This window comes from Streptomyces sp. NRRL S-1022 (genome assembly GCF_000720135.1).
Lineage (GTDB): Bacteria > Actinomycetota > Actinomycetes > Streptomycetales > Streptomycetaceae > Streptomyces.
This window is the reverse complement of sequence record NZ_JOIU01000004.1, coordinates 176,674-199,791: the sequence shown is the minus strand read 5'-3', so window position 1 is coordinate 199,791 and position 23,118 is coordinate 176,674. Positions and strand designations below refer to the sequence as shown.

General features: G+C 74.0%; 24 protein-coding genes. 11 read left to right on the top strand and 13 right to left on the bottom strand.

From position 1 onward, the window contains the following. Positions 1 to 22 precede the first annotated feature (22 nt). The 3 genes from IG05_RS0105645 to IG05_RS0105635 all read left to right on the top strand — a co-directional run bounded on the left by IG05_RS0105645 (position 23) and on the right by IG05_RS0105635 (position 2,273). On the top strand, positions 23 to 877 hold the full coding sequence (locus IG05_RS0105645) for a hypothetical protein (protein ID WP_234335772.1): 855 nt from the start codon (positions 23 to 25) through the stop codon (positions 875 to 877). 119 nt (positions 878 to 996) lie between these two features. Continuing rightward, positions 997 to 1,464, top strand: a complete 468-nt coding sequence (locus IG05_RS0105640) for a hypothetical protein (RefSeq protein WP_234335771.1) — start codon at positions 997 to 999, stop codon at positions 1,462 to 1,464. A 44-nt stretch (positions 1,465 to 1,508) separates the two neighbouring features. Further along, positions 1,509 to 2,273, top strand: coding sequence for a class I SAM-dependent methyltransferase (locus tag IG05_RS0105635; RefSeq protein ID WP_051789524.1), 765 nt, complete (start codon positions 1,509 to 1,511; stop codon positions 2,271 to 2,273). Here the strand turns inward: IG05_RS0105635 and IG05_RS0105630 are convergent. The 6 genes from IG05_RS0105630 to IG05_RS0105605 form a co-directional block, all read right to left on the bottom strand. After that, positions 2,251 to 2,994: a GntR family transcriptional regulator gene (locus IG05_RS0105630; RefSeq protein ID WP_030339727.1), complete on the bottom strand. Its 744-nt coding sequence runs from the start codon at positions 2,992 to 2,994 to the stop codon at positions 2,251 to 2,253. The two genes, IG05_RS0105635 and IG05_RS0105630, sit on opposite strands and share 23 nt — an antisense overlap. A gap of 151 nt (positions 2,995 to 3,145) precedes the next feature. Further along, positions 3,146 to 4,336 carry a serine hydrolase domain-containing protein gene (locus tag IG05_RS0105625; protein WP_051789523.1) on the bottom strand — a complete coding sequence of 397 codons (1,191 nt, stop codon included), beginning with the start codon at positions 4,334 to 4,336 and terminating at the stop codon, positions 3,146 to 3,148. Between the two features lie 110 nt (positions 4,337 to 4,446). After that, on the bottom strand, positions 4,447 to 5,415 hold the full coding sequence (locus IG05_RS0105620) for an acetylxylan esterase (RefSeq protein WP_030339723.1): 969 nt from the start codon (positions 5,413 to 5,415) through the stop codon (positions 4,447 to 4,449). A gap of 191 nt (positions 5,416 to 5,606) precedes the next feature. Further along, positions 5,607 to 6,191 carry a DUF3592 domain-containing protein gene (locus IG05_RS0105615; RefSeq protein WP_030339721.1) on the bottom strand — a complete coding sequence of 195 codons (585 nt, stop codon included), beginning with the start codon at positions 6,189 to 6,191 and terminating at the stop codon, positions 5,607 to 5,609. A gap of 250 nt (positions 6,192 to 6,441) precedes the next feature. Beyond that, positions 6,442 to 7,197 (bottom strand): ferredoxin reductase, encoded by a 756-nt coding sequence (locus IG05_RS0105610; protein WP_030339720.1) that lies wholly within the window; start codon positions 7,195 to 7,197, stop codon positions 6,442 to 6,444. Then, complete coding sequence (locus IG05_RS0105605) at positions 7,190 to 7,795, bottom strand: sulfite oxidase-like oxidoreductase (RefSeq protein WP_030339718.1); 606 nt, start codon at positions 7,793 to 7,795, stop codon at positions 7,190 to 7,192. The genes IG05_RS0105610 and IG05_RS0105605 overlap by 8 nt, the downstream gene beginning before the upstream one ends. Before the next feature lie 239 nt (positions 7,796 to 8,034). Here IG05_RS0105605 and IG05_RS0105600 point away from each other — a divergent pair, with 239 nt between their 5' ends. Then, the gene (locus IG05_RS0105600) at positions 8,035 to 8,796 is read left to right on the top strand and encodes a GNAT family N-acetyltransferase (RefSeq protein WP_030339716.1); all 762 of its coding nucleotides are present in this window, start codon (positions 8,035 to 8,037) and stop codon (positions 8,794 to 8,796) included. Positions 8,797 to 8,809: 13 nt separating this feature from the next. Here the strand turns inward: IG05_RS0105600 and IG05_RS0105595 are convergent, their stop codons facing one another. Then, the gene (locus IG05_RS0105595; RefSeq protein ID WP_420707563.1) at positions 8,810 to 9,208 is read right to left on the bottom strand and encodes a MarR family winged helix-turn-helix transcriptional regulator; all 399 of its coding nucleotides are present in this window, start codon (positions 9,206 to 9,208) and stop codon (positions 8,810 to 8,812) included. Between the two features lie 125 nt (positions 9,209 to 9,333). On the opposite strand from IG05_RS0105595, the gene IG05_RS0105590 reads away from it, so the two are divergent. Next, positions 9,334 to 10,401, top strand: a complete 1,068-nt coding sequence (locus IG05_RS0105590) for a membrane protein (RefSeq protein WP_030339713.1) — start codon at positions 9,334 to 9,336, stop codon at positions 10,399 to 10,401. A 400-nt stretch (positions 10,402 to 10,801) separates the two neighbouring features. Continuing rightward, entirely contained in the window at positions 10,802 to 11,590 is a 789-nt protein-coding gene (locus tag IG05_RS0105585) for a putative protein N(5)-glutamine methyltransferase (RefSeq protein ID WP_030339711.1), read from the top strand. 17 nt (positions 11,591 to 11,607) lie between these two features. Here IG05_RS0105585 and IG05_RS0105580 read toward each other — a convergent pair whose 3' ends face one another. Beyond that, the gene (locus IG05_RS0105580) at positions 11,608 to 13,686 is read right to left on the bottom strand and encodes a SpoIIE family protein phosphatase (RefSeq protein WP_030339709.1); all 2,079 of its coding nucleotides are present in this window, start codon (positions 13,684 to 13,686) and stop codon (positions 11,608 to 11,610) included. A 300-nt stretch (positions 13,687 to 13,986) separates the two neighbouring features. Between IG05_RS0105580 and IG05_RS0105575 the strand changes: the two genes are divergently transcribed. The 4 genes from IG05_RS0105575 (at position 13,987) to IG05_RS0105560 (ending at position 18,109) form a co-directional block, all read left to right on the top strand. Next, entirely contained in the window at positions 13,987 to 14,868 is an 882-nt protein-coding gene (locus IG05_RS0105575) for a hypothetical protein (protein WP_030339708.1), read from the top strand. A gap of 96 nt (positions 14,869 to 14,964) precedes the next feature. Continuing rightward, positions 14,965 to 15,336, top strand: a complete 372-nt coding sequence (locus IG05_RS0105570; RefSeq protein WP_030339706.1) for a hypothetical protein — start codon at positions 14,965 to 14,967, stop codon at positions 15,334 to 15,336. A 181-nt stretch (positions 15,337 to 15,517) separates the two neighbouring features. Beyond that, positions 15,518 to 17,533: an NADPH-dependent 2,4-dienoyl-CoA reductase gene (locus IG05_RS0105565; protein ID WP_030339704.1), complete on the top strand. Its 2,016-nt coding sequence runs from the start codon at positions 15,518 to 15,520 to the stop codon at positions 17,531 to 17,533. A gap of 30 nt (positions 17,534 to 17,563) precedes the next feature. Beyond that, positions 17,564 to 18,109, top strand: coding sequence for a PadR family transcriptional regulator (locus tag IG05_RS0105560; protein ID WP_030339702.1), 546 nt, complete (start codon positions 17,564 to 17,566; stop codon positions 18,107 to 18,109). Positions 18,110 to 18,116: 7 nt separating this feature from the next. On the opposite strand, the gene IG05_RS0105555 is transcribed toward IG05_RS0105560, so the two are convergent. Together IG05_RS0105555 and IG05_RS0105550 are read right to left on the bottom strand one after the other, a co-directional pair. Continuing rightward, positions 18,117 to 18,656 (bottom strand): hypothetical protein, encoded by a 540-nt coding sequence (locus IG05_RS0105555; protein ID WP_030339701.1) that lies wholly within the window; start codon positions 18,654 to 18,656, stop codon positions 18,117 to 18,119. 180 nt (positions 18,657 to 18,836) lie between these two features. Continuing rightward, positions 18,837 to 19,811, bottom strand: coding sequence for a fibronectin type III domain-containing protein (locus tag IG05_RS0105550; protein ID WP_030339699.1), 975 nt, complete (start codon positions 19,809 to 19,811; stop codon positions 18,837 to 18,839). Between the two features lie 416 nt (positions 19,812 to 20,227). Here IG05_RS0105550 and IG05_RS0105545 point away from each other — a divergent pair, with 416 nt between their 5' ends. After that, positions 20,228 to 20,944 (top strand): glycoside hydrolase family 75 protein, encoded by a 717-nt coding sequence (locus IG05_RS0105545; RefSeq protein WP_030339698.1) that lies wholly within the window; start codon positions 20,228 to 20,230, stop codon positions 20,942 to 20,944. A 21-nt stretch (positions 20,945 to 20,965) separates the two neighbouring features. Here the strand turns inward: IG05_RS0105545 and IG05_RS0105540 are convergent, their stop codons facing one another. The 3 genes from IG05_RS0105540 to dhaK all read right to left on the bottom strand — a co-directional run bounded on the left by IG05_RS0105540 (position 20,966) and on the right by dhaK (position 23,036). Beyond that, a complete protein-coding gene (locus IG05_RS0105540) occupies positions 20,966 to 21,376 on the bottom strand; it encodes a PTS-dependent dihydroxyacetone kinase phosphotransferase subunit DhaM (protein WP_030339697.1) in 411 nt (136 codons plus the stop codon). Next, positions 21,369 to 21,977 carry a dihydroxyacetone kinase subunit DhaL gene (gene dhaL, locus IG05_RS0105535; RefSeq protein ID WP_030339695.1) on the bottom strand — a complete coding sequence of 203 codons (609 nt, stop codon included), beginning with the start codon at positions 21,975 to 21,977 and terminating at the stop codon, positions 21,369 to 21,371. Before dhaL ends, IG05_RS0105540 begins: the two co-directional genes overlap by 8 nt. 66 nt (positions 21,978 to 22,043) lie before the next feature. Further along, on the bottom strand, positions 22,044 to 23,036 hold the full coding sequence (gene dhaK, locus IG05_RS0105530; protein ID WP_030339693.1) for a dihydroxyacetone kinase subunit DhaK: 993 nt from the start codon (positions 23,034 to 23,036) through the stop codon (positions 22,044 to 22,046). Between the last annotated feature and the right edge of the window lie 82 nt (positions 23,037 to 23,118).

The following is a 23,118-nucleotide window of genomic DNA, read 5'->3' as shown; positions in this document are numbered from 1 at the left end:
AACTGTGTAATATCTTCGCGGCATGTCCACGCCACCGCAGTCTCCGCAGCCGGCCGACCAGCCCGCGCAGCAGCCCCAGCAGCAGGCCGTCCCGCCCCAGCCGACGGCCTATCCCTACCCGAACCCGCAGTCGCCCCCTGCGGGCGCCTTCTACGCGCAGCCGACGCTGGTCGGCCAGCCCGCGCCGGGACAGCCGCAGCAGGTGAACCCCTACGCGATGCCCCAGTACGGGCCCGTGCCGCCCGTCCCGCCGGCCGGCGGGGGAGGGGCCGGCCGGGCGGTGCTGTGGGCCGCCGTCGGCGCGGTCGCGGCCTCCGCCGTCTGGGGGGCCGGCGTCCTCCTCCTGGGCGGGAAGGGCGACAGCGCGGACCTGCGCGGATATGCGGCGCCCTCCAACATGTGCTCCAGCGCCGACTACGGTTCCTTCAAGGACGAGTACACCCAGGACGACTCCTCGCCGACCCGCACCTCCCTGGAGGACAAGGCGCTGGAGGAGAGCTACTGCAGCCTGAGCCTGAAGAAGTCGGGCTCCTCGTACGCGGACGCCTACCTGACCATCCAGCTGGACCTGCACAAGAAGACCGACCCGGGGCCCGAGTTCACCGCCACCTGGAAGAACTACGGGAAGAGCCACACCGGTTACGACGTCGACACGGTCGAGGGCATCGGGGACGAGGCCTACCTCATCAGCCAGGACACCACCAGCGGCTCCCGCTACGCCACGCTCGCCGTCCGTGACGGCTGGGTGACGTACCTCATGACCTACAGCGCCTACCTGACCTCCTACGACGCGGACAAGAACCCGCCCGCGCTCACCGACGTCACCGACTGGCTGAAGACCGACACCAAGGCCACACTGCGGCAGCTCCGGGACTGACCGGCCCGCCACCGCGCCGGACCCGCTGCCGTAACCCCTCGTACCCGCCGGTCGCCCGTCGGAGTGGTGCTGCCCCGCGGTGCGGCCCGCGGCCCCGGGCGGTGCGGCACAGTGGGCGGGTGCCTCGTCGACTTCTCCCGCTGTTCGCGGCGGCGCTGCTGGGCCTCGCCGGCTGCACCACCGTCAGCTCCGCGCCCGACACCGCCCGCTCGCGGCCCTCCCTCGCACCAGGGGCGGCGGTGCGCCCCTCGGTACTCCAGGAACCGCTCCGGGCGCCGTCCGGGACGTCCGCGCTCGTGCGCACCGGACGCGCGCGTCCCGGCGAGCACCGCGCGGCGACCGCGCCAGGGCGGACCGGACCCGTGCGCGGCCCGGTGGCCGCGCCGCGCCCCCGGGCCGCGGCCCCCGCCGCGCCGCCGGTGCGGCACCCCCGCCCCGGGCGCCGGACCCCGGTACGACGGCATGCCCCGCGCCCCCGCCCGGCCCCCCGGCTGCCCGCCGACGCCCGCATGCGCGACCTGTGCCGCCAGGCGGACGGCGTGGCCGATGCCCGGATCGTCCGGCTCTGCCACGACACCTTCGGCTGAGGAACCCGCGGGACCAGCGGAGCCGACCGGCATAGGCTGACGTCATGTTCGGTCCCCAAGGCCCCACGCTCCGCGAACTCGCCGTGCAGGCACTGTCGTCCGTCGAGCACGGCTACGACCTGCTCGCCCCGAAGTTCGACCACACCCCCTTCCGGACCCCCGACGGGGTGCTGGACGCGGTGGCGACGGCGCTGGCACCCCTCGGCCCGTTCACGGACGGACTCGACCTGTGCTGCGGCACGGGCGCCGGGACGCGCGTGCTGACCGGACTGTGCCGGCGCAGTGTCACCGGGGTCGACTTCAGCGCCGGCATGCTCGACATCGCCCGACGCCGGGCGCGGCCCGCGGACGGGCCCGGCATCGGCTGGGTGCGCGGCGACGCCCGGGCCCTGCCGTTCACGGCCGCCTTCGATCTCGTCGTGTCCTTCGGGGCGTTCGGCCACTTCCTGCCGCGGGAGCTGCCGGGCCTGTTCGCCCAGGTCGGCTCGGTGCTGCGGCCCGGCGGCCGGTTCGCCTTCCCGGTGTTCGCGCCGCCCCGCCCGGCGCACCCCGGCTTCTGGCTGCTGCTCGGCTTCGACACGGTGATGCGGGTGCGCAACGCGCTGTGGCGGCCGCCGTTCGTCATGTACTACCGGGCCTTCCGGCTCGGCACCGTCCTGCGGGAACTGGACCGCGCGGGACTGGAGGCCGAGCTGGGCGTCCTGCCCGGGTACGGCCGGCGTGCCGACGGCAGCCCGCGCGCCCGGCTGGTGGTGGCCCGCCGGCCCGGGAACCGGCCCGCGCGGCTCAGCCCGCCGCAGGCAGGGTGAACTCGTAGACCAGCGCGTCCTGTTCGGCGTTCACCACCAGATCGGTGATCTCCAGCGGGCGCGCGTACTGGTCGTGCACGCGCCGGGTCACGCGCACCGAGGAGGCGTCACCGACCTGGGTGATGGCGTCCCGGTGGTGCAGGGTCAGCCCGGCCTTGCGCATCCAGTCGTAGGCCCGCCGCAGCTGCGCGGGAGTGGCCCCGTCGGCCCGGTCCCGGTAGCGGGCCAGTTCCGCCACCTCGGCCAGCACCACCGCCGAGAACGACGTCACCGCCGTCCGCAGCGACCGGCCGTCCGGTGTCACCGACCGGTACCGGTGGACCAGGGTCGGCCGGTGCGGGGCCAGGTCAAGCGCCCGCGCGTGCTCCGGCGGCGGCGCCTCCCAGGTCACCGTGGCCCGGTCGACCGCACTGGGGTCCGCCGACCGGGCGCCCACCGGGAAGGTGAGCGACTCCGGCGTCTCGACCGGCCGGCCGGGCAGCGTGGCGTGGCTGCCCCGCCGGTCGGTGGCGACCTGACCGCTGCGGCGCAGCACCTCCAGCGCCTGCCGGACGGTCTCGCGGCTGACCCCGAAGTGCGCGGCCAGGTGCCGTTCGCCCGGCAGCCGTTCGCCGGGCGGAATGGTGCCGGCGCGCAGTTCGTCGAGCAGCAGCGCCGCGATCCGCCCGTACAGGGGCCGGTCGTCGCCGGACGGGGGATCGTGCGGGGTGGAGCGGACCATGCCGCGCCTCCTGTCGTGACAAAACGTAGTCGTGCGGGCTCGTTGCGCGACCACAATTAGCATTGGTCTAAACCACGAGGGAAGGGCGGTCCGCCGTTTCGACCGAAATCCACCTGCGCGCACGCGGCTCACCCGTCGCCGCGGAACCCGCTCACAGGGCTCGGTAGAGGGCGTCGACCAGCGCGGTTTTCCGTGGATCATCGGCGATGTGCGGGCCCATGCGGTTCATGACGTAGCCGAGCGAGACTTCTGCCTCCGGGTCGGCCAGCCCGCAGGAACCGCCGAATCCGTCATGGCCGAAAGCCCGCGGATTGGGGCCGTACGCCCCGTGGGGCCCGCTCAGCCACAGACCGAGCCCGGCCTCGGTCTCCCCGTCGAAGCCCCCGCCGATCACCAGGTCGCGGCAGCTGCCCTGGCCTTCGCGCACCCGCTCCGCGGCCTGTGGGGACAGGAACCGCCGGCCGTCGAACGTGCCCCGCCCGGCGAAGACCCCGTACAGCGCCGCGACCGCGCGGGCGGTGCCGTGTCCGTTGGCCGCCGGGATCTCCGCCGCCCGCCAGCCGGCGCTGTTCGCCTCCGCCGCCCCGACGACGGGGTTGGCCAGCGCGGCCAGCACCACCGGGCTGAACGCCGCCGTGCGGTCCCCGGCCGCCGCGGCCGCCGGATGCACCAGCTCGGCCGCCCGGCCCGACTCCCGCGCCGGCAGGCCGACCGTGAAGCCGATCCCGAGCGGTCCGGTCACCTCCCGCTCCAGGAAGGCCCCCGGCCGTAGCCCCGAGATGCGTCGAACGACCTCCCCGACCAGATGGCCGTACGTCAGCGCGTGGTACCCGGACCGGGTGCCGGGCTCCCACCAGGGCTCCGTGGCCGCGAGCCGCTCGGTGGTCAGCTCCCAGTCGTACAGGTCCTCCAGGGTGTGCCGCTTGCGCAGCCCGGCCAGGCCGGCGCGGTGCGACAGCAGGTGCCGTACGAGCACCTCGTCCTTGCCCGCGGCGGCGAACTCCGGCCAGTACGCGGCCACCGGCGCGTCGAGGTCGAGCAGACCCCGGTCGGCGAGGATGTGCGCGCACAGGGCCACGGGCCCCTTGGTGGTCGACCACACGTTCACCACCGTGTCCCGCTCCCAGGGCCGGGTGCGGGCCGCGTCGGCCCAGCCGCCCCAGAGGTCCACCACCGTCCGTCCGGCGACGGTGACCGCCACCGCGGCGCCGAGTTCCTCCCGCTCGCGGAAGTTCTCCTCGAACGCCTCCCGTACCGCGGCGAACCGCGGATCGCAGTGACCGTGGATCCCCGCGGACGGCCGCGGTGTCCGGGGTGTCTGCCGTGTCTCCTGCGCGGTCATGTGGCCTCCGTCGTCGTCGGCGAGCCCGGGTCGCGACCCTGCGGCCCGGGCGCTCCGAACGTACCGACTGGTCGGACCGGAGGGAAGTCCGCGCGGCCGACGGGGACGTCTCAGGCGTACGACCCCAGCCAGCGCACCTGCGCCGCCTCCTGGAAGGGGCCGCCGCCCTCGTGGTCGTTGAAGTCGTACACCTCGATCGCCTTGTCCTCGTGCGCCCACGCGTTGAACGCGGCGAACACGGTCGACGGCGGGCAGGTCTGGTCCTCCAGGGCCGCCGAGAACAGCGCCGGCGCCCGGCCCCGGGCCGCGAAGTGCACCCCGTCGAAGTAGGACAGTGTGCGCAGCACGTCCGCCGAGCGCCCGCGGTGCGTCTTGAGGAACAGGCCGATCTCCCGGTACGGATGACGGTCCGTCAGCACGGCCGCGCGCGGGAAGTCGCACAGGAACGGCACGTCCGGGGCGACCGCCACCAGGTCGGGGACCAGGCCGCCGACGGCCAGGGCGATACCGCCGCCCTGGCTGCCGCCGGTCACCGCGGTCCGTGCCGCGTCGGTCAGCGGGTGGGAGCGGGCCGCCTCCACCGCGCGCACGGCGTCCGTGAACACCCGCCGGTAGTAGTAGTTCTCGGGCGCGTCGATGCCCCGCGTCATGAACCCGGGGTACGCGGGCGCCGCGCCCACCGGATCCGGCGTGCCGCCCCCGCCGCCCCAGGCGCTGCCCTGGCCGCGGGTGTCCATGGCGAAGTGCGCCCGGCCCGTCGAGGCCCACAGCAGGTTCTCGTGCGGCAGGCCGCGCCCCCCGCCGTAGCCGATGAACTCCACCACCAGCGGCAACGGTTCGGTGGCGCCGGCCGGCAGCCGCAGCCAGCCCTTGACGGGGTGGCCGTCGAACCCGGCGAACGTCACGTCGTACACGTCGACCGTGGCCAGGCCGGTCTCCACCGGTTCGAAGCGCGCGTCCAGTTCGTGCTCGCGGGCCTGCTGGAGCGTCTTGTCCCAGAAGGTGTCGAAGTCCTCGGGCGCGGTGGACCGGCTGCGGTACGCGCGGAGTTCGCCGAGAGGGAGATCGAACAGGGCCATCGACAACCGCCTTCGTGAAGGGGAGACTGCGTCGCCTCACCGTACGTGGGCGGTCGGACGGCTCGCCAGGGCTTGAGGGGGTCGCGTCCCCTTCGTCCCCGGGATTACGGTGCTGGTCAAACGATGAGTAAGCGCTTGCTCCCTGGTGGGTGGGCGAAGCCCCGCGCTCCTCGTGGCCGGGTGTCACCCCGTCACGTGCGCGGCTGGGTCCAGCGCGGTCCCATCCGGGCCCACTCCCGCTCCCACTCGGCCAGCCGGTGGCGCAGCGCGATCCGGCGCTCCAGCGCGTGGGCGAGGAGCACCACGGCCGCCGTGCCGCCGGCCGCGGACAGCCCGACGGTCACCGCGTGCTGCCGGACCGCCAGGTCGTCCGGTGGCGGGGCGACACTGCGGCCCCGGGCGTCGAACCACACCGTGACCGGCTCACCCGCGCGCGTCCCCGCCGGCACCCGGGCCCACGCCGTCCGTACGCCCTTGCCCGGCTCGGTCCAGCGGACCTGGGTGCGGTACGGGTGCCGGCGGTCGCTCTGCACGTCGGAAAGCCGCTCGGGCGTCTCGCCGATCACCACGGCCCGCACCGGACGGCGCTCGGCCCGCTGTGCCGTGGCGCGGGCACTCGCCCGCTCGTGCGCGTGCAGGCCGGCGGCCACCCCCGCCAGGGGCGCGACCACGAACAGCAGGACGGCGACCACGAGCACCGTCCACGCTTCCACGACGTCCGACCGGCGTCGCAGCGGATTGTGCCGCCAGCGCCAGCCACGCACCCGGGCACGCATGTCCACCTCCTCGGCACCGCCGGAGCCGGAGAGCCGGAGGAGCCGGGTCGCCGGTCCTACCGCCCCCACCGCTCGCGTACACGAGCGTCCACACCCGTCTCGTACCCCGTTCGGCGCACCTCGCGCACGCCGTGAACCGACAGTTCCAGCCCATGTGGGGCACGGCATCCGCCGTGCGCCCCACGATCGCGCGCCGTGTGTCGCCGTGTGCCGCCGCGCGACCCGGGCGCCCGGGCGAGCCACCCGGTCCTCAGCCGAACCGCTCGATCCGGATCCGCTCGACCGGCTGGCCGGCGGCGACCAGCAGCCGGGAGGCATGTTCGGCGAACCCGTTGGTTCCGCACACATAGGCCTCCCATCCAGGAGCGGGCTGCTCGGCCAGGAGCGGCGCCACATGTGCGGCGGTCATACGTCCCACCGGCACCCCGGGCGGAGCGCTGCGGGTGAACACGGGTGTCGTCTCCGCACCCAGTTCCGCCGCGTAGATCAGTTCCTCGGGGCTGCGCGCCGACACCAGCATCCGCAGCGGGACGGCGAGGCCGCGCGCCCGGTGGTGCCGGACCATCGACATCAGCGGTACGACACCGGAGCCGGCCCCGAGCAGCAACGCGGGCCGGTCGCCGGGCCAGGCGAAGAAGCCGCTGAGCGGGCCGCGCACCTCGACCGTGTCGCCGGGCCGGGCCACGGTGTGGAACCACCCGGACACCTCGCCGTCCGGCACCTGGTCCAGGGTCAGCTCGATGTGGCCGGAGTCGTCCGGCGCCGACGCGATCGAATAGTGGCGCTGCGCCACATAGCCGTCCGGCGCCGTCAGCCGCAGCATGAGGTGCTGGCCCGGCAGGTGTCCCGCCCACTCGGGCACCGCCAGCCGGAACGTGGCCGCGCGCGGCGTCTCGCGCCGGATCTCCGTCAGGGTGGCCGTCTGCCACACCGCCGCCGTCTGCCGGCCCACGGCGATCCGCTCCGGCACCGCGAACCCCGTCGGGGGAGTCGTCGTCTCAGTCACCGGAGTACCGCTGCTCCTCCCAGGGGTTGCCGCGCGCGTGGTAGCCGTTGCGCTCCCAGAAGCCCGGCTCGTCGTGGTCGAGGAGGGTGATGCCCGCGATCCACTTGGCGCTCTTCCAGAAGTAGAGGTGCGGCACCACCAGCCGCGCCGGGCCGCCGTGCTCCGGCGGCAGCGGCTCGCCGTCGTACTCCCAGACGATCCAGGCGCGCCCGCCGGTGAGGTCGGCGAGCGGCAGGTTCGCGGTGTAGCCGGTGTGGGAGCGGGCGACGGCATGGGTGGCGGACCCATGGGGCCGGACCACATCGAAGAAGGCGTCCAGCGAGACGCCGCCGAACCGCACGCCGAACTTCGACCAGCCGGTCACACAGTGGATGTCACCCTCGTACGCCGACGCGGGCAGCGCGTGCGCGGCGTCCCAGTCCCAGGTGTGCGAACGCTCGACCAGGCCGTCGATGCGGAAGGACCAGTCGGCGGGCGCGAGGTCCGGGGTGACCTCGGCGGACAGGACGGGCCAGTCGCCGCGCGCGTCGTACTGACCGGGCGGCAGACCCGGGTTGTGGACGCGCGGGCGGCCCGAGAAGCCTCGCGTGACGTTCATGGTTCAACCGTACGCTGTCGTTCCGGGTGCTCCGCCCCTGGTCCGCGCCCCCGTCATTGCGGCCGTGTGAACTCTGCCCGGGGCCGGGAATACCGGCCCGGCGCCACTCCTTGCCGATCGGTGCCGGTTCCCGCGCGCCGACGACGGCGCGCGGGGACGCGCCGGTGACCGCGCGAGGAAAGTGAGGGAACGAGGATGCCCCATGCGTACGTGTCCAGGACCGTGATCGAGGTGGCCGCATGAGTGTCGTGAGCAGCCCGGGCGGCCCCGGCCGGGCCGCCGCCGGCGTCCCGCACGTCCTCGACAACCCGGCCCTCGCCTCGCTGACCGGCCCGCACGCCCGCTTCGCCGAGCGGCGCGGCCGGGTGCTGCGCTACCAGGTCGACGTCTCGCCCTGGCTGGCGCTGCCCGAGGAACCCGACGCCCGGGACTGGGCGGACGTGGCCGCGCTGGCCGGACCCGGCGCCGAGGTGGCGCTGCCCGGTTTCGGCGGGGAGATCCCGGAGGGCTGGGAGATCACCTTCCGGGTCGACGGGGTGCAGTTCGTGGACGACGGCCTCGCCGCCGCACCGGACGCGGAGGCGGTCCGCCTGGGACCGGCGGACGTCCCCGAGATGCTCGACCTGGTGGCCCGCACCCAGCCGGGGCCGTTCCTGCCGCGCACCGTGGAACTCGGCACCTACCTCGGCATACGCCGTGAGGGCGCGCTGATCGCCATGGCGGGGGAGCGGCTGCACCCGCCGGGCTGGACCGAGATCAGCGCGGTCTGCACCGATCCCGCCTTCCGCGGCGAGGGCCTGGCCACCCGGCTGGTCCTCGCGGTCGCGCACGGCATCCGGGAGCGCGGCGAGACGCCGTTCCTGCACACCAGTGCCGAGAACGCCACCGCGATCCGGCTGTACGAGTCGCTCGGCTTCCGGCTGCGCCGCCGCACGGCGTTTCTCGCGGCCCGGGTGCCGCAGCGGCTGGCGGACGGCCGTGCGGCGGTGCCGGTGCCGTGATCCGGCGGCTTCCTCAGGCCGGGTCGGTGCCGCCCGGCTGCGCGTTGTACCGCTCCAGGTAGGCCGCGAACCGGACCAGGTCCTCCTCCGGCCAGCCCGCGAGGCGCTCCCGGAAGGCGGCCCGGCGGCTGCGGGTGACCTGGGCCAGGATCTCCTGGCCGGCCTCCGTGAGATGCAGGACCTGGACCCGGTGGTCCTCCGGGTCCAGCCGGCGCTCGATCAGCCCGGCCCGCTCCAGGGCCGCCACCTGGCGGCTCACCGTGGACTTGTCCAGGGCGTAGTGCGCCGCCAGGTCCGTCGCCCGGCAGCCGCCGAGCTCCTCCAGGTGACCGAGCAGGGTGTACGACACCAGGGACAGCTCGGGGTGCATGCGGCCCGCCGAGGCACGGGCCCGGCGGGCGAAGATGGTCATCTCGCGCTGGATCGTCTCGACGGCCGACTCCGCTGCGTTCACGGGAATACCTCCTCCGGCGGTGTAGTTGTATAGTACAACTTGAACTGAAAGTTGTATAAGCCAACCTTTGGAGGTCCCGCGCGATGAGGTCACCGGCACTGCGTCATGTGCTCACGCACCTGATCACCCCGCTGCTGATGTGCATCGGCATGGGGCTCGCCTACATGGGGGCGTTCGTCACCCCGGAGCCGAACCACCTGCCGGTCGCCGTCGTCGGCACCGCGCCGCAGGCCAAGGTCTTCGCGCAGACGGTCAAGGACACCGCGGGCGACAAGCTCGACGTCCGCACGGTGGTCACCCGTGGGGACGCCGTCCGGCTGCTGAAGGCACGCGAGGTGACCGGCGCCTACGTGCCGAGCGCCAAGAGGCCCGAGCTGCTGGTGGCGAGCGCCGCGTCCGACATGGGCGCCACCGCCGTGGAGAAGGTCTTCACACCGGTGGCCGCCCGGGAAGGCGTCCCGCTGAAGATCACCGATGTCGCCGAGCCCGTCGCCGACGACCCCACCGGCCAGGGCCTGTTCTTCCTGCTGATCGCGGTCAGCATCGGCTCCTACGCCTCCGTCGCCGCCCTCGGCGCCGCGGGTGCCGCCCTCGCCATGCGGGTCCGCGCCCTGCTCGCGCTCGGCGTCTCCGCGGTGGTCGGCGGCATCGGCACGCTGCTCGCCGGGCCGGTGTTCCACCTCGCTCACCACGACCTCGCGGGCGTCTTCGGCATGGCCTGGCTGTACTCGGCGGGCATCCTCCTCATCGGCGTCGGCCTGCACACCTTCCTGAAGCGGTGGACCACGCTCGCCATGATGGTGCTGTTCGTCATGCTGAACTTCACCAGCTCCGGCGGCCTGTTCCGGCCCGAGCTGCAGAACGGCTTCTTCGGCACCCTGCACGCCTTCTGGAACGGCGCCGGCTTCGTCGAGGGCGTCCGCAGCCTGCTCTACTTCGGCGACGACGGCCTCGGCCGCTCGGTCGGGACCCTCGCCGTCTGGCTCCTGGCCGGTCTGGCGGTGACCGCGATCGCCGCGGTGTACGAGCACACCCGCCGCCCCCGGCAGCCGGCCCCGGACCCCGGCACCGGGCGGGACACCGGAGCGGAGACCGCGCGGGCCGCCGAGGCGGAGGCCGAGGAAGAGGCCGAGGAGACGGTGGGCGTCTGACCCGCCGGGGCCTGCCGTGCGGCACCCGCCGACCGGGCGCTGCCGAAGGCGCCCGGCGGGCCGGCCCCGCCGGGCGCCCCACGGCCGGTGCCCTCCCGGGCCGCCGCCCGGCGATCGCCGGGCGCACCCGCCCGCGGTGGGCCGCCGCGCCTCGCGGGGCCTCTTCCCCGCCGAACTCCGCACGCCACGGCGGCCGTCGCCCGCCGTGGCCCGGGAGCCTGCGCGAGCCGTGCGCTAAAGTGGCCGTCCTGCCGCGGTGATCGCGGCCCTGATGGCGAGGAGGTGAGTCCCATTACCGCTGTGTCGGCTGGGGTGCTCGCTCCTCGTGACGGCGCGGTGCACCGGCAGCGGTGACCGCGGGAGCGCCCCGAACGTTCGCGCTCCGAAAGGCCCCGCTCCCATGCCCACTCCCGCACCGTTCCCCCCGTCCACCGCCGTCTCCGCGTTGCGCGCCGCCGGGTGCGTCTTCGCCGAGGACGAGGCCGAGTTGATCCTCGCCACCGCCCGTACGCCCGAGGAGGCGGCCCGCATGGTGGACCGGCGTGCCGCCGGGCTGCCGCTCGAACACGTCCTCGGCTGGGCCGGGTTCCACGGGCTGCGCGTCACCGTCGATCCGGGCGTCTTCGTGCCCCGCCGCCGTACCGAGTTCCTCGTGGACCAGGCGCTGGCCGCCCTGCCGGACGCCACCGTGGTCGTGGACCTGTGCTGCGGCTCCGGCGCGCTCGGCGCGGCCCTGGCCGCCGCCCTGCACACGGCCGAGGTGCACGCCGCCGACGTCGACCCGGCCGCCGTCCGCTGTGCCCGCCGCAATCTCGCCCCCTTCGGCGGCCGGGTGCACCAGGGCGACCTGTACGACGCCCTGCCCGCCGGCCTGCGCGGCAGGGTGGACATCCTGACCGCCAACGTGCCCTACGTACCCACCGCCGAAGTGGCCCTGCTGCCGGCGGAGGCCCGCGACCACGAGCCGCTGGTCGCGCTGGACGGCGGCGCCGACGGCCTGGACGTGTTGCGCCGGGTGGCCGCCGGTGCCCCCGGGTGGCTCGCGCCCGGCGGCTGCCTGCTGACGGAGACCAGCGAGCGCCAGGCCCCCGCCGCCGCACAGGCCTTCGCGGACGCCGGTCTGACGCCCCGTCTGGCGGTGGACGAGGACCTGTACGCGCATGTGGTGATCGGTGTGCTGCCGCGGTGACGCACCCCCGCCGGGCGCTACGGCAGTTGCTGGGCCCGGGCGATCAGCAGGGCCACGTCGTCGTGGTTGTCCGGGTGGTGCAGGGTGCGCAGGAGGAGGTCGCAGGTCTCCTCCAGGGGGCGGGCCGGGTCGTCGAGGAGCGAGAGCATGAAGGCCAGCCGCTCGTCCAGCGAGTGGCGTCGGGTCTCCACCAGTCCGTCGGTGTAGAACACCAGCTCGTCGCCGGGCGCGAAGTCGACCGTGACGGTGGAGAACTCCACCCCGCCCACCCCCAGCGGCACCCCGGTGGGCAGATCCAGCAGCTCGGGCGGGCGGCCGGGCCGGACCCGGGCCGGCGGCAGATGGCCGGCGTTGGCGATCCGGCACTGGCGCAGGTGCGGGTCGTGGACGGCGTACACGCAGGTCGCGATGGAGTGGTCCAGCGCCGACGTGGTCTTGTCCAGGTGCTCCAGCAGCCGGGCCGGGTCGAGGTCGAGGGCGGCCAGGGTGGTCGTCGCGGTGCGCAGCCGGCCCATCGTGGCCGCCGCGCTGATGCCGCTGCCCATCACGTCACCCACGACGAGCGCGGTCTTGCCCCCCTCCAGCGGGATGACGTCGAACCAGTCCCCGCCGACCTCGCTGGTGGCACCCGCCGGCTGGTAACGGGAGGCCACCTCCAGGGCGGTGGTCACCGGAGGATGGCTGGGCAGCAGGCTGCGCTGGAGGGTGAGGGCGGTGTTGCGGGCGTTCTGGTACCAGCGGGCGTTGTCGATCTGCACGGCCGCCCGGGCGGCCAGCTCCCTCGCCAGCAGGACGTCGTCCTCGTCGAAGGGCGCCGGATTGCGGGTGCGCTTGAGGTCGAGCGCACCCAGCACCTCGCCGCGCGCGATCAGCGGCACCGCGAGGTACGAGTGCAGGCCGGCGCGGCCGAGCAGGACGGCCGCCTCGGGGGAGCGGGCGATGCGCGGCAGGTCCTCGTCCTTGACCTGCCGTACCAGCACCGCCTCGCCGGTGCGCACGCACTCGGTGACCAGGCGGTCGGGCGCGTACCGGGCGATCTGGCCGGGCGGGTCGGCGGCGCGCACGGCCTCCGAGCCGCCCGCCGGACGCACCGCGAGGGCCCGGATCACCGCCGCCTCCGAGGGGCCCAGCGTGCTCTGCCGGCCCTCGACCACCGCGTCCAGCAGGTCCACGGCGGCCACGTCGGCCAGTTCCGGTACGGCGACGTCGGCCAGCTCGCAGGCGGTGCGTTCGAGTTCTAGCGTCGTACCGATCCGGGCGGAGGCGTCCGCGACGACCGCGAGCCGGCGCCGGGCGGCCTCCGCCTCGACCGAGGCCCGGTGCTGCTCGGTGATGTCGACCACCGAGACCGCCACGCCCAGCACATGGCCCATCGCGTCCTCAAGCCGGTAGAGCGAGTGCGCCCAGGTGTGGTCGGCGTCCGGGTCGGCGGGCGTACGGCCGACCAGCGTGTCGTCGATCACGGGCAGGCCGGTCTCCAGCACCCGCCGGGCACCCGCCTCCACGGAGGTGGAGTCCAGCATCGGCAGCACCTCGCGCAGCGTGCGGCCCACGTGCTCGGCCGCCGGCACCCCGTTGATCTTCTCCATGGCCGGGTTGACCGAGACGAACCGCAGGCCGGTGTCGAGGACGGCGTACCCGATCGGTGACTGCTTCACCATCCGCTCGGACAGCGCCACCTCCTGCTCCAGCCGCCGTACGGTCGACTGGTCGGCGGCGAGCCCGAGCGCGTACACGTCCCCCTGGTCGTCCAGCAACCGCATGTTGCGGAATTCCACCAACCGGGTGCTGCCGTCCTTGCGCCGGATCGGGAAGCCGCCCGCCCAGCTCTCCCCGGTGCGCATCACGTCGGCGAAGAGCTTGCCGACCAGCTGGATGTGGCGTTCGTGCACCATCAGCCGGGCGGCGTACTGGCCGAGGGCCTCCTGCGCGGTGTAGCCGAACAGCTCCTCCGCCTGCGGGCTCCACAGGACGATCCGGCCGTCGGTGTCCAGCACCACCGAGGCCACGCCCAGGACGTCGAGCAGTCCGCCCGGCGGCACCGGTCCGCGCGCCGGCTCGCCGTTCTCCGGCGCCGGAGCCTCGGCTGCACTCATGCCACGCACCGCCTTCGCCCGTCCGCACGGCACGTCGTCCCCCGTGCCGACTCCCCTTGTTCTACCGCGCTCACACCCGACTCTCCGACCCCGTCGCCGTCCACCTCCACCATCCCTCACCACGGCGGCGGACGTCCGCCGAAGCCGCCGCGCCCGCGGGGCCTCCTGCCCAGACCGTACAGCGCGGTCCCGCGGGCCGTGAGAGTTCACGCCCATGTTGCGCGGTTGGTCTGTACATGACTACCGCGCCACGCCAGACTGTCCGCCGTCCGAGTGCCCCCCGCCTCCGAGGAGCCGGCCATGCCCGCGTCCGCACGGCAACGCTGTCACGCAGTCCTCGCCGGACTCGTCACCCTCGCCACCGCCGCCGTCGTGTCCCTCGCCGCGCCCGTGCCGGCCGGCGCGGCCGACCTCTGGACCGAGACCGGCTCCGACCGCGCCGACCCGCTGACCGAGAGCCAGGGCCTGACCTCGGTCGAGGTCCCCGCGAACAGCCCCAACCACTACACCGGCATCGGCACCATCCCCCTCGGCGTCTCCAGCCGCGGCTGGAACCACGTCGGCGACCCCGACGCCTCGTACAACGGCTACTACATCGAGCCCTACCAGCGGGACTCCGGCAACTCCAAGATGTTCCGCGTGCAGGCGCCCGGCGGTGCCTGGACGGAGTACGTCCACACGCTCGGCGCGGGCGAGGCGCTGAACAACTCGTGGGACGCCATCTCGCCCGACGGCCAGTGGATGCTGTCCGGCGAGTGGGGCACGATGACCCGCCTGCTGGTCTTCCCGACCCCGGGCGTCAACCCGTCCACCTCACCCTCGGCGAACCTCCCGCAGGCCTCGGCCGTCCGCCTGGACCACGCCGTCCGCGACGTCCAGGGCTGCGACTTCTCCGGCCCCACCACCCTGCTGTGCTCCTCCGACGACCCGGAGGGCAGCCTGTTCGGGTTCACCAAGCCGCTGCTCCAGATCGACCTGTCGGCCGCGCCGAACGGCACCGCCGACGTCTCCGGCCATGTCACCGCGCTGCGCCAGCTGCCGCTGCGCAGCTCCTGCTCGGGCGCCTTCGAGGCGGAGGGCATCGACTACGACCGGCGCAGCGCCGTCCTGCGCGTGATCGTGGTCTCGCCCGGATTCTGCGTGCTCACGGACAGCAAGACGTACAAGTTCGCACGCGGCTGAGGTGTGCCCGGCGGTCCGTGGTGCTTTCCTTAAGGATGAACGCTGTTCGACGGGGTACCCCGTTCCACCACAGCGCGGCCACGAAAGGAGCGATCAATGACAGACACGGAGCGGTCGCATCCGGAGACCGTCACGGTGGAGATCAGCGGATCGAAGGAGGACGCCCGCCTCGTCTTCGACGCCCTGCGGACGTGCTTCGCCTCCGACCGGGGCGCGGACGAGGAGCCCCAGCAGCTCCACGAGACCCGGCCCATGGTGTGGCTCGGGACCTACGACGTCGCCCAGGCCCGCGGATCGGGCTGCCCGCCGGTGCGCCTGGACGCACCCGTCCAGGCGGACGTCCAGGGCGGTTACTGGGCCGTCGACCGGTTCCGCACCACCCTGGACTCGATGTTCACCGTGGAGGAGACCTGTGCGGCCTCCGGTGATCAGGAGCGTGACCTGCACCTTCGCCTGGAAAGCCGATGATTTCCACCGGTTTGTGCTGATGTGCTGAGGCAACGCCCCGGCCGACCCGATGTCGGCCGGGGCTTTCCTCTTGTCCGGGCCACCGTGTCCGGTGTCACCGCCGCCCGGTTGTGCAACTAGTTGCATAAAGAGTCGGGCTTCCTCTACAACAGAGGCGACGACACCGCGCACGGAGGCCCCGATGAGCCGTTACCCGCACCTGATGACCCCGCTCGACCTGGGCTTCACCACGCTGCCCAACCGCGTCCTGATGGGCTCGATGCACGTCGGCCTGGAGGAGGCCGAGCGCGGCTTCGAGCGGATGGCGGCGTTCTACGCGGCCCGCGCGCGCGGCGGGGTGGGACTCATCGTCACCGGCGGCATCGCCCCCAACGACGAGGGCCGGCCCTACGAGGGCGGGGCCAGGCTCACCACCGAGGCGGAGGCCGAGCAGCACCGGACCGTCACGGACGCCGTGCACCGCGAGGGCGGCCGGATCGCGATGCAGATCCTCCACTTCGGCCGGTACGCCTACCACCGCGACCTCGTCGCGCCCAGCCCGCTCCAGGCGCCGATCAGCCCCTTCATGCCCCGCGAGCTGAGCGACGCCGACGTCGAGCGCACCATCGGGGACTACGCCCGCGCCGCCCGCCTGGCCCGGCAGGCCGGCTACGACGGCGTCGAGATCATGGGTTCCGAGGGCTACCTGATCAACGAGTTCACCGCCGCGCAGACCAACCGGCGCACGGACCGCTGGGGCGGCTCGTACGAGAACCGGATGCGGTTCCCCGTCGAGATCGTCAAGCGGGTGCGCGAGGCCGTCGGCGAGGACTTCATCGTCATCTACCGGCTGTCCATGCTGGACCTGGTACCGGGCGGCTCCTCGCTGGACGAGGTGATCGCGCTCGGCAAGGCCGTCGAGGCCGCCGGCGCCACGATCATCAACACCGGCATCGGCTGGCACGAGGCCCGCATCCCCACCATCGCCACCTCGGTACCGCGCGGCGCCTACACCTGGGTCACCAGGAAGCTCATGGGCGAGGTCTCGGTGCCCCTGGTGACCACCAACCGCATCAACACCCCCGAACTCGCCGAGGAGCTGCTGGCCGGCGGCTGTGCGGACATGGTCTCCATGGCCCGCCCGATGCTCGCCGACCCCGACTTCGTCGCCAAGGCCGCCGCCGGCACCCCCGAGGCCATCAACACCTGCATCGGCTGCAACCAGGCCTGCCTCGACCACACCTTCAGCGGCCGGATCACCTCCTGCCTGGTCAACCCGCGCGCCTGCCACGAGACCGAGCTGGTGCTCGCGCCGACCCGGCTGAAGAAGCGGGTCGCCGTCGTCGGTGCCGGTCCGGCCGGCCTCGCCTGCGCGGTCTCCGCCGCCGAGCGCGGCCACGCCGTCACCCTGTTCGACGCGGCGAGCGAGATCGGCGGCCAGCTCAACGTCGCCCGCAAGGTCCCGGGCAAGCAGGAGTTCGACGAGACGCTGCGCTACTTCCGCCACCAGCTCGACGCCCACGGCGTCGAGGTACGCCTGGACACCTGGGTCACCACCGAGACCGTGGCCGGCTACGACGAGGTCGTCGTCGCCACCGGCGTCACCCCCCGCACCCCCGACATCCCCGGCGTCGACCACCCCCGCGTCCTCGGCTACCTCGACGTCCTGCGCGACGGCGCCCCCGTCGGCGACCGCGTCGCCGTCCTCGGCGCCGGCGGCATCGGCTTCGACGTCGCCGAGTTCCTCACCGACGGCGGCGACAAGGCGAGCGAGGACCCGGAGACCTACTTCCGGCAGTGGGGTGTCGACATGGACTACCAGGCGCCCGGCGGCCTCGCCGCCCCACAGCGCCCCGCTCCGCCCCGCCAGGTCCACCTGCTCCAGCGCAAGACCACCAAGGTCGGCGCCGGCCTCGGCAAGACCACCGGCTGGATCCACCGCACCGAGCTGAAGCACCGGGGCGTGACCATGGTGCCGGGCGTGCGCTACGACCGGATCGACGACGCCGGCCTGCACATCACCGTCGGCGACGAGAGCACCGTCCTGGAGGTCGACACCGTGGTGCTCTGCACCGGCCAGGAGCCGCGCCGCGACCTGTACGAGGCGCTGCTGGCCGCCGGGGTCAGCGCCCACCTGATCGGCGGCGCGGACGTCGCGGCCGAACTGGACGCCAAGCGGGCCGTCAAGCAGGGCACCGAGCTGGCGGCGGCGCTGTAGGGGCCGCACGCGCGTCCCTAGGATGAGCCCATGTCACTCCCGCACGCGATCCTCACCGCCCTGCTGGAAAAGCCTTCGTCGGGCCTGGAGCTGACCCGCCGGTTCGACAAGTCGATCGGCTACTTCTGGTCCGCGACGCATCAGCAGATCTATCGCGAGCTGGGGAAACTGGAGGCCGAGGGGTTCATCCGCACGCTGCCGGCCGCACAGCCGGCCCGCGGGCAGAAGAAGAGCTACGAGGTCCTGCCCGCGGGCCGCGCCGAGCTGGCCCGCTGGACCGCCGCCGCGCAGGAACCCAGGACCCTGCGGGATCCGCTGCTGCTGCGGCTGCGCGCGGCGGCCGTGGTCGGCACCGCGGGCCTGGCGGCCGATCTCCGCCGCCATCTGGAGCTGCACCGGCGGCAGCTGACCGAGTACCAGGAGATCGAGCAGCGCGACTTCCCGCCGGACCGGGACGCCCCGGAGGACCGGTTGCGCCACCTGGTCCTGCGGGCGGGCATCGACCTGGAGACCTTCTGGACCCGCTGGCTCAGCCAGGCCCTGGCGGAGTTCGACGGACTGCCGGACCCCGACTGAAGGGTGGTCAGAGGCGGTACGGCCTGGAGCGGCGGCGCAGGAACCAGCCGGTGGCGACCAGCCCGGCGCCGACCATGGCGCCGCCGAGACCCAGCGTCAGCGGGCCGTAGTCACGGGCGGCGCCGCCGAGGCCGCCCATCACGCCCCGGGACGGAGCGGGGCTGGAGGTCGCGGAGATCGTCGGCCGCGTGGGCGCGGAGACGATCACCGACTGACTGCCGGCGGTGCTGCCGCTGGAGCAGACCACCACGACGGTGTACGTCCCCGGGCTCACCGACGACCAGGCCGCGGACTGGCTGACGGAGGTGCCGGACAGCGCCACCTGCCGGCCCTGGGCGAAGTTCGCCTGCCGGCTGGTGAGCAGGGCCGCCGTCCCCCAGCTGCCGTTGATCTGCGCGCACGCGCTGGTGACCACCGAGACCGTGGAGCCGGTGGTGCTGACCGAGATGCCCGAGGCCGCCGCGGACGGCCCGGCGAGCGCGGCCGGGAGCGCGGCGGCGGCCGCCAGGGTCAGGCCGGAGCGGAGCAGGAGTCGCGAGTTGTCCATGGTCTGGCCTCCGGCGGCACGGTCGGCGGTACGTCCCATGCGCCGCCGAGGGTCGGGAAACGTCCGTGCTGCCTCAACCGCAGCCAACGCCGCCCCGGGGCGCACCGCATGCGGGCGGGACCCGGCCGGGTGACGGATTCCTCCGTCCGGCGCACGCCGGCCACCGGGCCGGTGCGCCGGTCAGCCGCCCGTGGTCACCTTCCGCTGCGCCGACCAGCCGCCCCAGGTGCCGTCCGGCAGCCGCGCACGCAGCCGTACCCGGTGTTCCTCCCCGGCGGCGGTGCCGGTGTAGAAGCTGTGCCGGGCCCGGCCGCGCGGCGGAGTGCCGCCCCAGACGAGCGAGGTGGCCGTGGTGCCGTCCACCTGGATCTGGTACTCGGTGATCACCCCGTCCGTGCGCGGCGGATCCCAGGCCAGGTCGATGTAGTAGGCGCCGCCGGAGCGGTGGGTGGTGGCGGTGAACCCGGTGGGCGCGGGGTCTCGGCCGTCGTCGCTGCCCGGCGTGGTGAGGCGGACCGGCGGACCGGCGGGGGAGAGGTTGTCGGCGGCGTCCCGGGCCCGGACCGTGAAGACGTACCGGCTGCCGGGGCGCAGCCCGGTGACGACGGTGCCGGTCTGGTTCCCGCCCACACTGTGGATCTTCACGCCGCCCTGGTAGACGTCGTACGACAGCACACCCCGGTCGTCCCGGGAAGCGCCCCAGGCCAACTGGACCGCGCGGCTGCCCACGGCCCGCCCGTCGGTGGTCGGCGGCCGGGTCGGTGCCGAGCGGTCCGCCGGCGTCGCGGCCGGCGTCCGGGCCCGCACCGCCCGGCTCGGCGGGCCCAGCCGGCCCGCGGTGTCCCGGGCCCGCACAGTGAAGGCATACATGGTCGACGGCCTGAGCCTGGTGACGTCCACCATGTGCTGCGAACCCGGTACTTCGGCCACCTTTGTGGTGTCGCGATAGACCTCGTAGGTACGGACCCCGGAGGTCCCCGGCGCCGCGTTCCACATCACGTGCACGCTCGTGGCGCTGCCCGCCGCCGCGGTGATCCCGGCCGGAGCGCCCGGCACCCGGCCCTCGTCGCCGTCGTCGGCCCGGCTCCACCCGCACGACGCCACCAGCAGCAGCGAACCACACAGCAGCACGAGCGGAACGGGAACGCGTCGCACGGCCCTGCCTCCCCGACGGCCTCGGCATCACGTAAAGGTCCGGACCAATATGGCCCGGCGGGTGCGGCCGCAGCAAGGGGGCCGCGGTGGTGACCGTCCCCGGGGGTTACGTATGCTGAGCCTCCCTACGGCTGAACCACCCCGGGACACAGGGGAGTTCACGCCTGTGGCGCGGACACGCTGTCGTCGCCGATCCCGCGCCGGCACGGGTGGCCGGGGGTCCGGACGGATACCGGCCGGACCCCCGGCCCCTGTTGTTCCCCCTCCCGGCCCTTCTCTCCCGCACTGTCCCCTGACAGGGTGTCAGGGGCGTGCTCCATCCGGCCCTTTCGCGGTGGCTTCCGTGGCCGGGCGCCCGGACCGGCCGCACAGTGGGCTGGTTGTTCCCCCTGTCCCCGACGAGAGGGCCCCTCACCGTGCGTTTTCCGTCGCTGACACTGGCCGCGGCCGGTGCGGCACTGCTCGCCCCGGCGGCACTGCCCGCCGCGGCCACCGCCCTGCCGGCCACCGCCCTGCCGCCCCGCGAGCGGCTCGTGGCCGGCGGCGAGGGCGCGGTTTCCGCCGCCGACCTGCTGGCCCGGACGGGCACGTGCACCGAGCTCTCCAAGGGCCGCTACCGCACCGATGCCGACGGCCCCGCGACCGTCCCCGTGTGCGGCACCCGCGACGCCGTCTTCTGGAAGGCCGACATGGACATCGACTGCGACGGCCGCCCCACCACCCACTGCAACAGCAGCACCGACCCGATGTTCGCCGCCATCACCGCCTTCCAGCAGTCCGACGGCCGCCAGCTGAGCGCCGAGACCCTGCCCTACGTCGTCGTCCCGGCGCCCAGCTCCCGCTGGGACTACCGCGCGTACGGCGTGCGGGGCGGCTCCGTGGTCGCCGTCGTCCACGGCGACCGGGTGCAGTACGCGGTCGTCGGCGACACCGGCCCCAGCGACCTCATCGGCGAGGCCTCCTACGCCACCGCGGCCGGTCTCGGCATCGACCCCGACCCGCAGGTCGGCGGGGTGCCCTCGGACGTGACCTACATCGTCTTCCGCGACTCGCGAGTCAGCCCCATCGAGGACCACGCGGCGGCGGTCACCGAGGGCGAGCGGCTGGCCAGGCTCTTCGTCACCGGCGACTGACCGGCCCGGTCGGGGAACCCCTCACACCTTCCGGTAGCCGTACGCCTCCACCGCCGCGGCCTCCACCGCGTCCAGGTCGGCACCCGTCGCGGCGGTGACCACGGCGGCCACCGCGCCCTCAAGGAACGGAGCGTCCACCAGACGTGCGCCGTCCGGCAGTTCGTCGCCCTCGGCCAGCAGCGCCTTCACCGTGAGCACCGCGCTGCCCAGGTCGGTGAGGACCGCCACCCCGGCCCCTCGGTCCACCGAGGCCGCCGCGGCGGAGATCAGCTCGGCGCTGGTGCCGAGCCCGCCGTCCTCGGTGCCGCCGGCCGGGGCGACCGGCACCGAGAGGGCCCCGCCCGCCAGGCCCTTCGCCAGCGCGGCAACCGAGGCGGCCACCTCCGCGCTGTGCGACACCAGCACGATCCCGACCGAATTCCCCTCACTCACCGCCCGCCTCCGCCGTGTCGGCCAGCGCGGCGATCAACAGCGCCGACGAGGTCGCCCCCGGATCCTGGTGGCCGATGCTGCGCTCACCCAGATAGCTCGCACGGCCCTTGCGGGCCTGCAACGGCGTGGTGGCCAGCGCACCCTCCTCGGCGGCGGCCCGCGCCGCGGCGAACCCGGAGCCGAGCGCGTCCACGGCCGGCGCCAGCGCGTCGATCATGGTCTTGTCGCCGGGTGCCGCCCCGCCGAGCTTCATCACCCCGTCCACGCCCTCCCGCAGCGCCGCGGCCAGCTGCTCCTCACCGACCTCGGCGGCATCCCCGAGCGCCTTGCCGGTCCGGCGCAGCAGGGTCCCGTACAGCGGACCCGAGGCACCCCCGACCGTCGAGATCAACTGCCGCCCGGCCAGGGTCAGGACGGCCCCCGGGGTACCGGGCGCCTCCTTCTCCAGGGCAGCCGCCACGGCCGTGAACCCGCGCTGCAGATTGCTGCCGTGGTCGGCGTCCCCGATGGCCGAGTCGAGGGCGGTGAGCCGGTCCGCCTCGCGGTCGACGGATGCGGCGACCGCCCTCATCCAACGGCGGAAGAAATCGGCGTCGAGCACTGGAACTCCTCGCGTCATAGGGCTGTTGACCGTACGGCCGGATCGACGGCCGCCTGCTCCGCCGTATCACATTCCCCAGCGCAGCGCCGGGGTGTTCACCGGCGCGTCCCACAACCGCAGCAGCTCCTCGTCCACCTGGCACAGCGTCACCGAGGCACCCGCCATGTCCAGGGACGTGACGTAGTTGCCGACGAGGGTGCGGGCCACGGGGACACCGCGCTCCCGGAGCACCCGCTGCACCTCGGCGTTGAAGCCGTACAGCTCCAACAGCGGGGTGGCGCCCATGCCGTTGACCAGGACCAGGACGGGACTGCGCGGCGGCATGTCCTCCAGGACGGCGTTCACCGCGAAGTCGGCGATCTCGCCGGACGTCATCATCGGCCGCCGCTCGCGGCCCGGCTCGCCGTGGATGCCGATGCCCAACTCCAGCTCACCGTCCGGCAGATCGAAGGTCGGGCTGCCCTTCGCCGGGGTCGTACAGGCGCTCAGGGCCACGCCGAAGCTGCGGGAGTTCTCGTTGACCTGGCGGCCGACGGCCTCCACGCGCTCCAGCGGCTGCCCCTCGGCCGCTGCGGCGCCCGCGATCTTCTCCACGAACAGCGTCGCGCCGGTACCGCGCCGGCCGGCCGTGTACAGGCTGTCGGTGACCGCGACGTCATCGTTGACGAGCACCTTGGCGACCTGGATGCCCTCGTCCTCGGCCAGTTCGGCCGCCATGTCGAAGTTCAGCACGTCACCGGTGTAGTTCTTGACGATGAACACCACGCCCGCCCCGCTGTCCACGGCGGCCGCGGCGCGCGCCATCTGGTCGGGCACCGGCGAGGTGAAGACCTCCCCGGGACAGGCGGCGGAGAGCATGCCCGGTCCGACGAACCCGCCGTGCAGCGGCTCGTGCCCCGAGCCGCCGCCCGAGACCAGCGCGACCTGCCCGGACACGGGGGCGTCGCGGCGGACGATCACCCGGTTCTCCACGTCCACGTTCAGTTCGGGATGCGCGTTCGCCAGGCCGCGCAGCGCGTCCGCCACCACGGTCTCCGGCACGTTGATCAGCATCCTCATGGGTGTCTCCTCGTATCCGGCCGTTCCCGTCTACTTGGAAGTATCGGCCTTGCGGCTGGGAAGGACACCTGTACGCGTGCGG

Coding starts and splice junctions, on each gene's coding strand:
- IG05_RS0105585 (WP_030339711.1), top strand. CDS start 10,802: ATGCCCACTCCCGCACCGTTCCCCCCGTCCACCGCCGTCTCCGCGTTG.
- dhaK (WP_030339693.1), bottom strand. CDS start 23,036: ATGAGGATGCTGATCAACGTGCCGGAGACCGTGGTGGCGGACGCGCTG.
- IG05_RS0105645 (WP_234335772.1), top strand. CDS start 23: ATGTCCACGCCACCGCAGTCTCCGCAGCCGGCCGACCAGCCCGCGCAG.
- IG05_RS0105580 (WP_030339709.1), bottom strand. CDS start 13,686: ATGAGTGCAGCCGAGGCTCCGGCGCCGGAGAACGGCGAGCCGGCGCGC.
- IG05_RS0105575 (WP_030339708.1), top strand. CDS start 13,987: ATGCCCGCGTCCGCACGGCAACGCTGTCACGCAGTCCTCGCCGGACTC.
- IG05_RS0105565 (WP_030339704.1), top strand. CDS start 15,518: ATGAGCCGTTACCCGCACCTGATGACCCCGCTCGACCTGGGCTTCACC.
- IG05_RS0105615 (WP_030339721.1), bottom strand. CDS start 6,191: ATGCGTGCCCGGGTGCGTGGCTGGCGCTGGCGGCACAATCCGCTGCGA.
- IG05_RS0105605 (WP_030339718.1), bottom strand. CDS start 7,795: ATGAACGTCACGCGAGGCTTCTCGGGCCGCCCGCGCGTCCACAACCCG.
- IG05_RS0105560 (WP_030339702.1), top strand. CDS start 17,564: ATGTCACTCCCGCACGCGATCCTCACCGCCCTGCTGGAAAAGCCTTCG.
- IG05_RS0105635 (WP_051789524.1), top strand. CDS start 1,509: ATGTTCGGTCCCCAAGGCCCCACGCTCCGCGAACTCGCCGTGCAGGCA.
- IG05_RS0105620 (WP_030339723.1), bottom strand. CDS start 5,415: ATGGCCCTGTTCGATCTCCCTCTCGGCGAACTCCGCGCGTACCGCAGC.
- IG05_RS0105555 (WP_030339701.1), bottom strand. CDS start 18,656: ATGGACAACTCGCGACTCCTGCTCCGCTCCGGCCTGACCCTGGCGGCC.
- IG05_RS0105590 (WP_030339713.1), top strand. CDS start 9,334: ATGAGGTCACCGGCACTGCGTCATGTGCTCACGCACCTGATCACCCCG.
- IG05_RS0105595 (WP_420707563.1), bottom strand. CDS start 9,208: ATGACCATCTTCGCCCGCCGGGCCCGTGCCTCGGCGGGCCGCATGCAC.
- IG05_RS0105570 (WP_030339706.1), top strand. CDS start 14,965: ATGACAGACACGGAGCGGTCGCATCCGGAGACCGTCACGGTGGAGATC.
- IG05_RS0105600 (WP_030339716.1), top strand. CDS start 8,035: ATGAGTGTCGTGAGCAGCCCGGGCGGCCCCGGCCGGGCCGCCGCCGGC.
- IG05_RS0105630 (WP_030339727.1), bottom strand. CDS start 2,994: ATGGTCCGCTCCACCCCGCACGATCCCCCGTCCGGCGACGACCGGCCC.
- IG05_RS0105625 (WP_051789523.1), bottom strand. CDS start 4,336: ATGACCGCGCAGGAGACACGGCAGACACCCCGGACACCGCGGCCGTCC.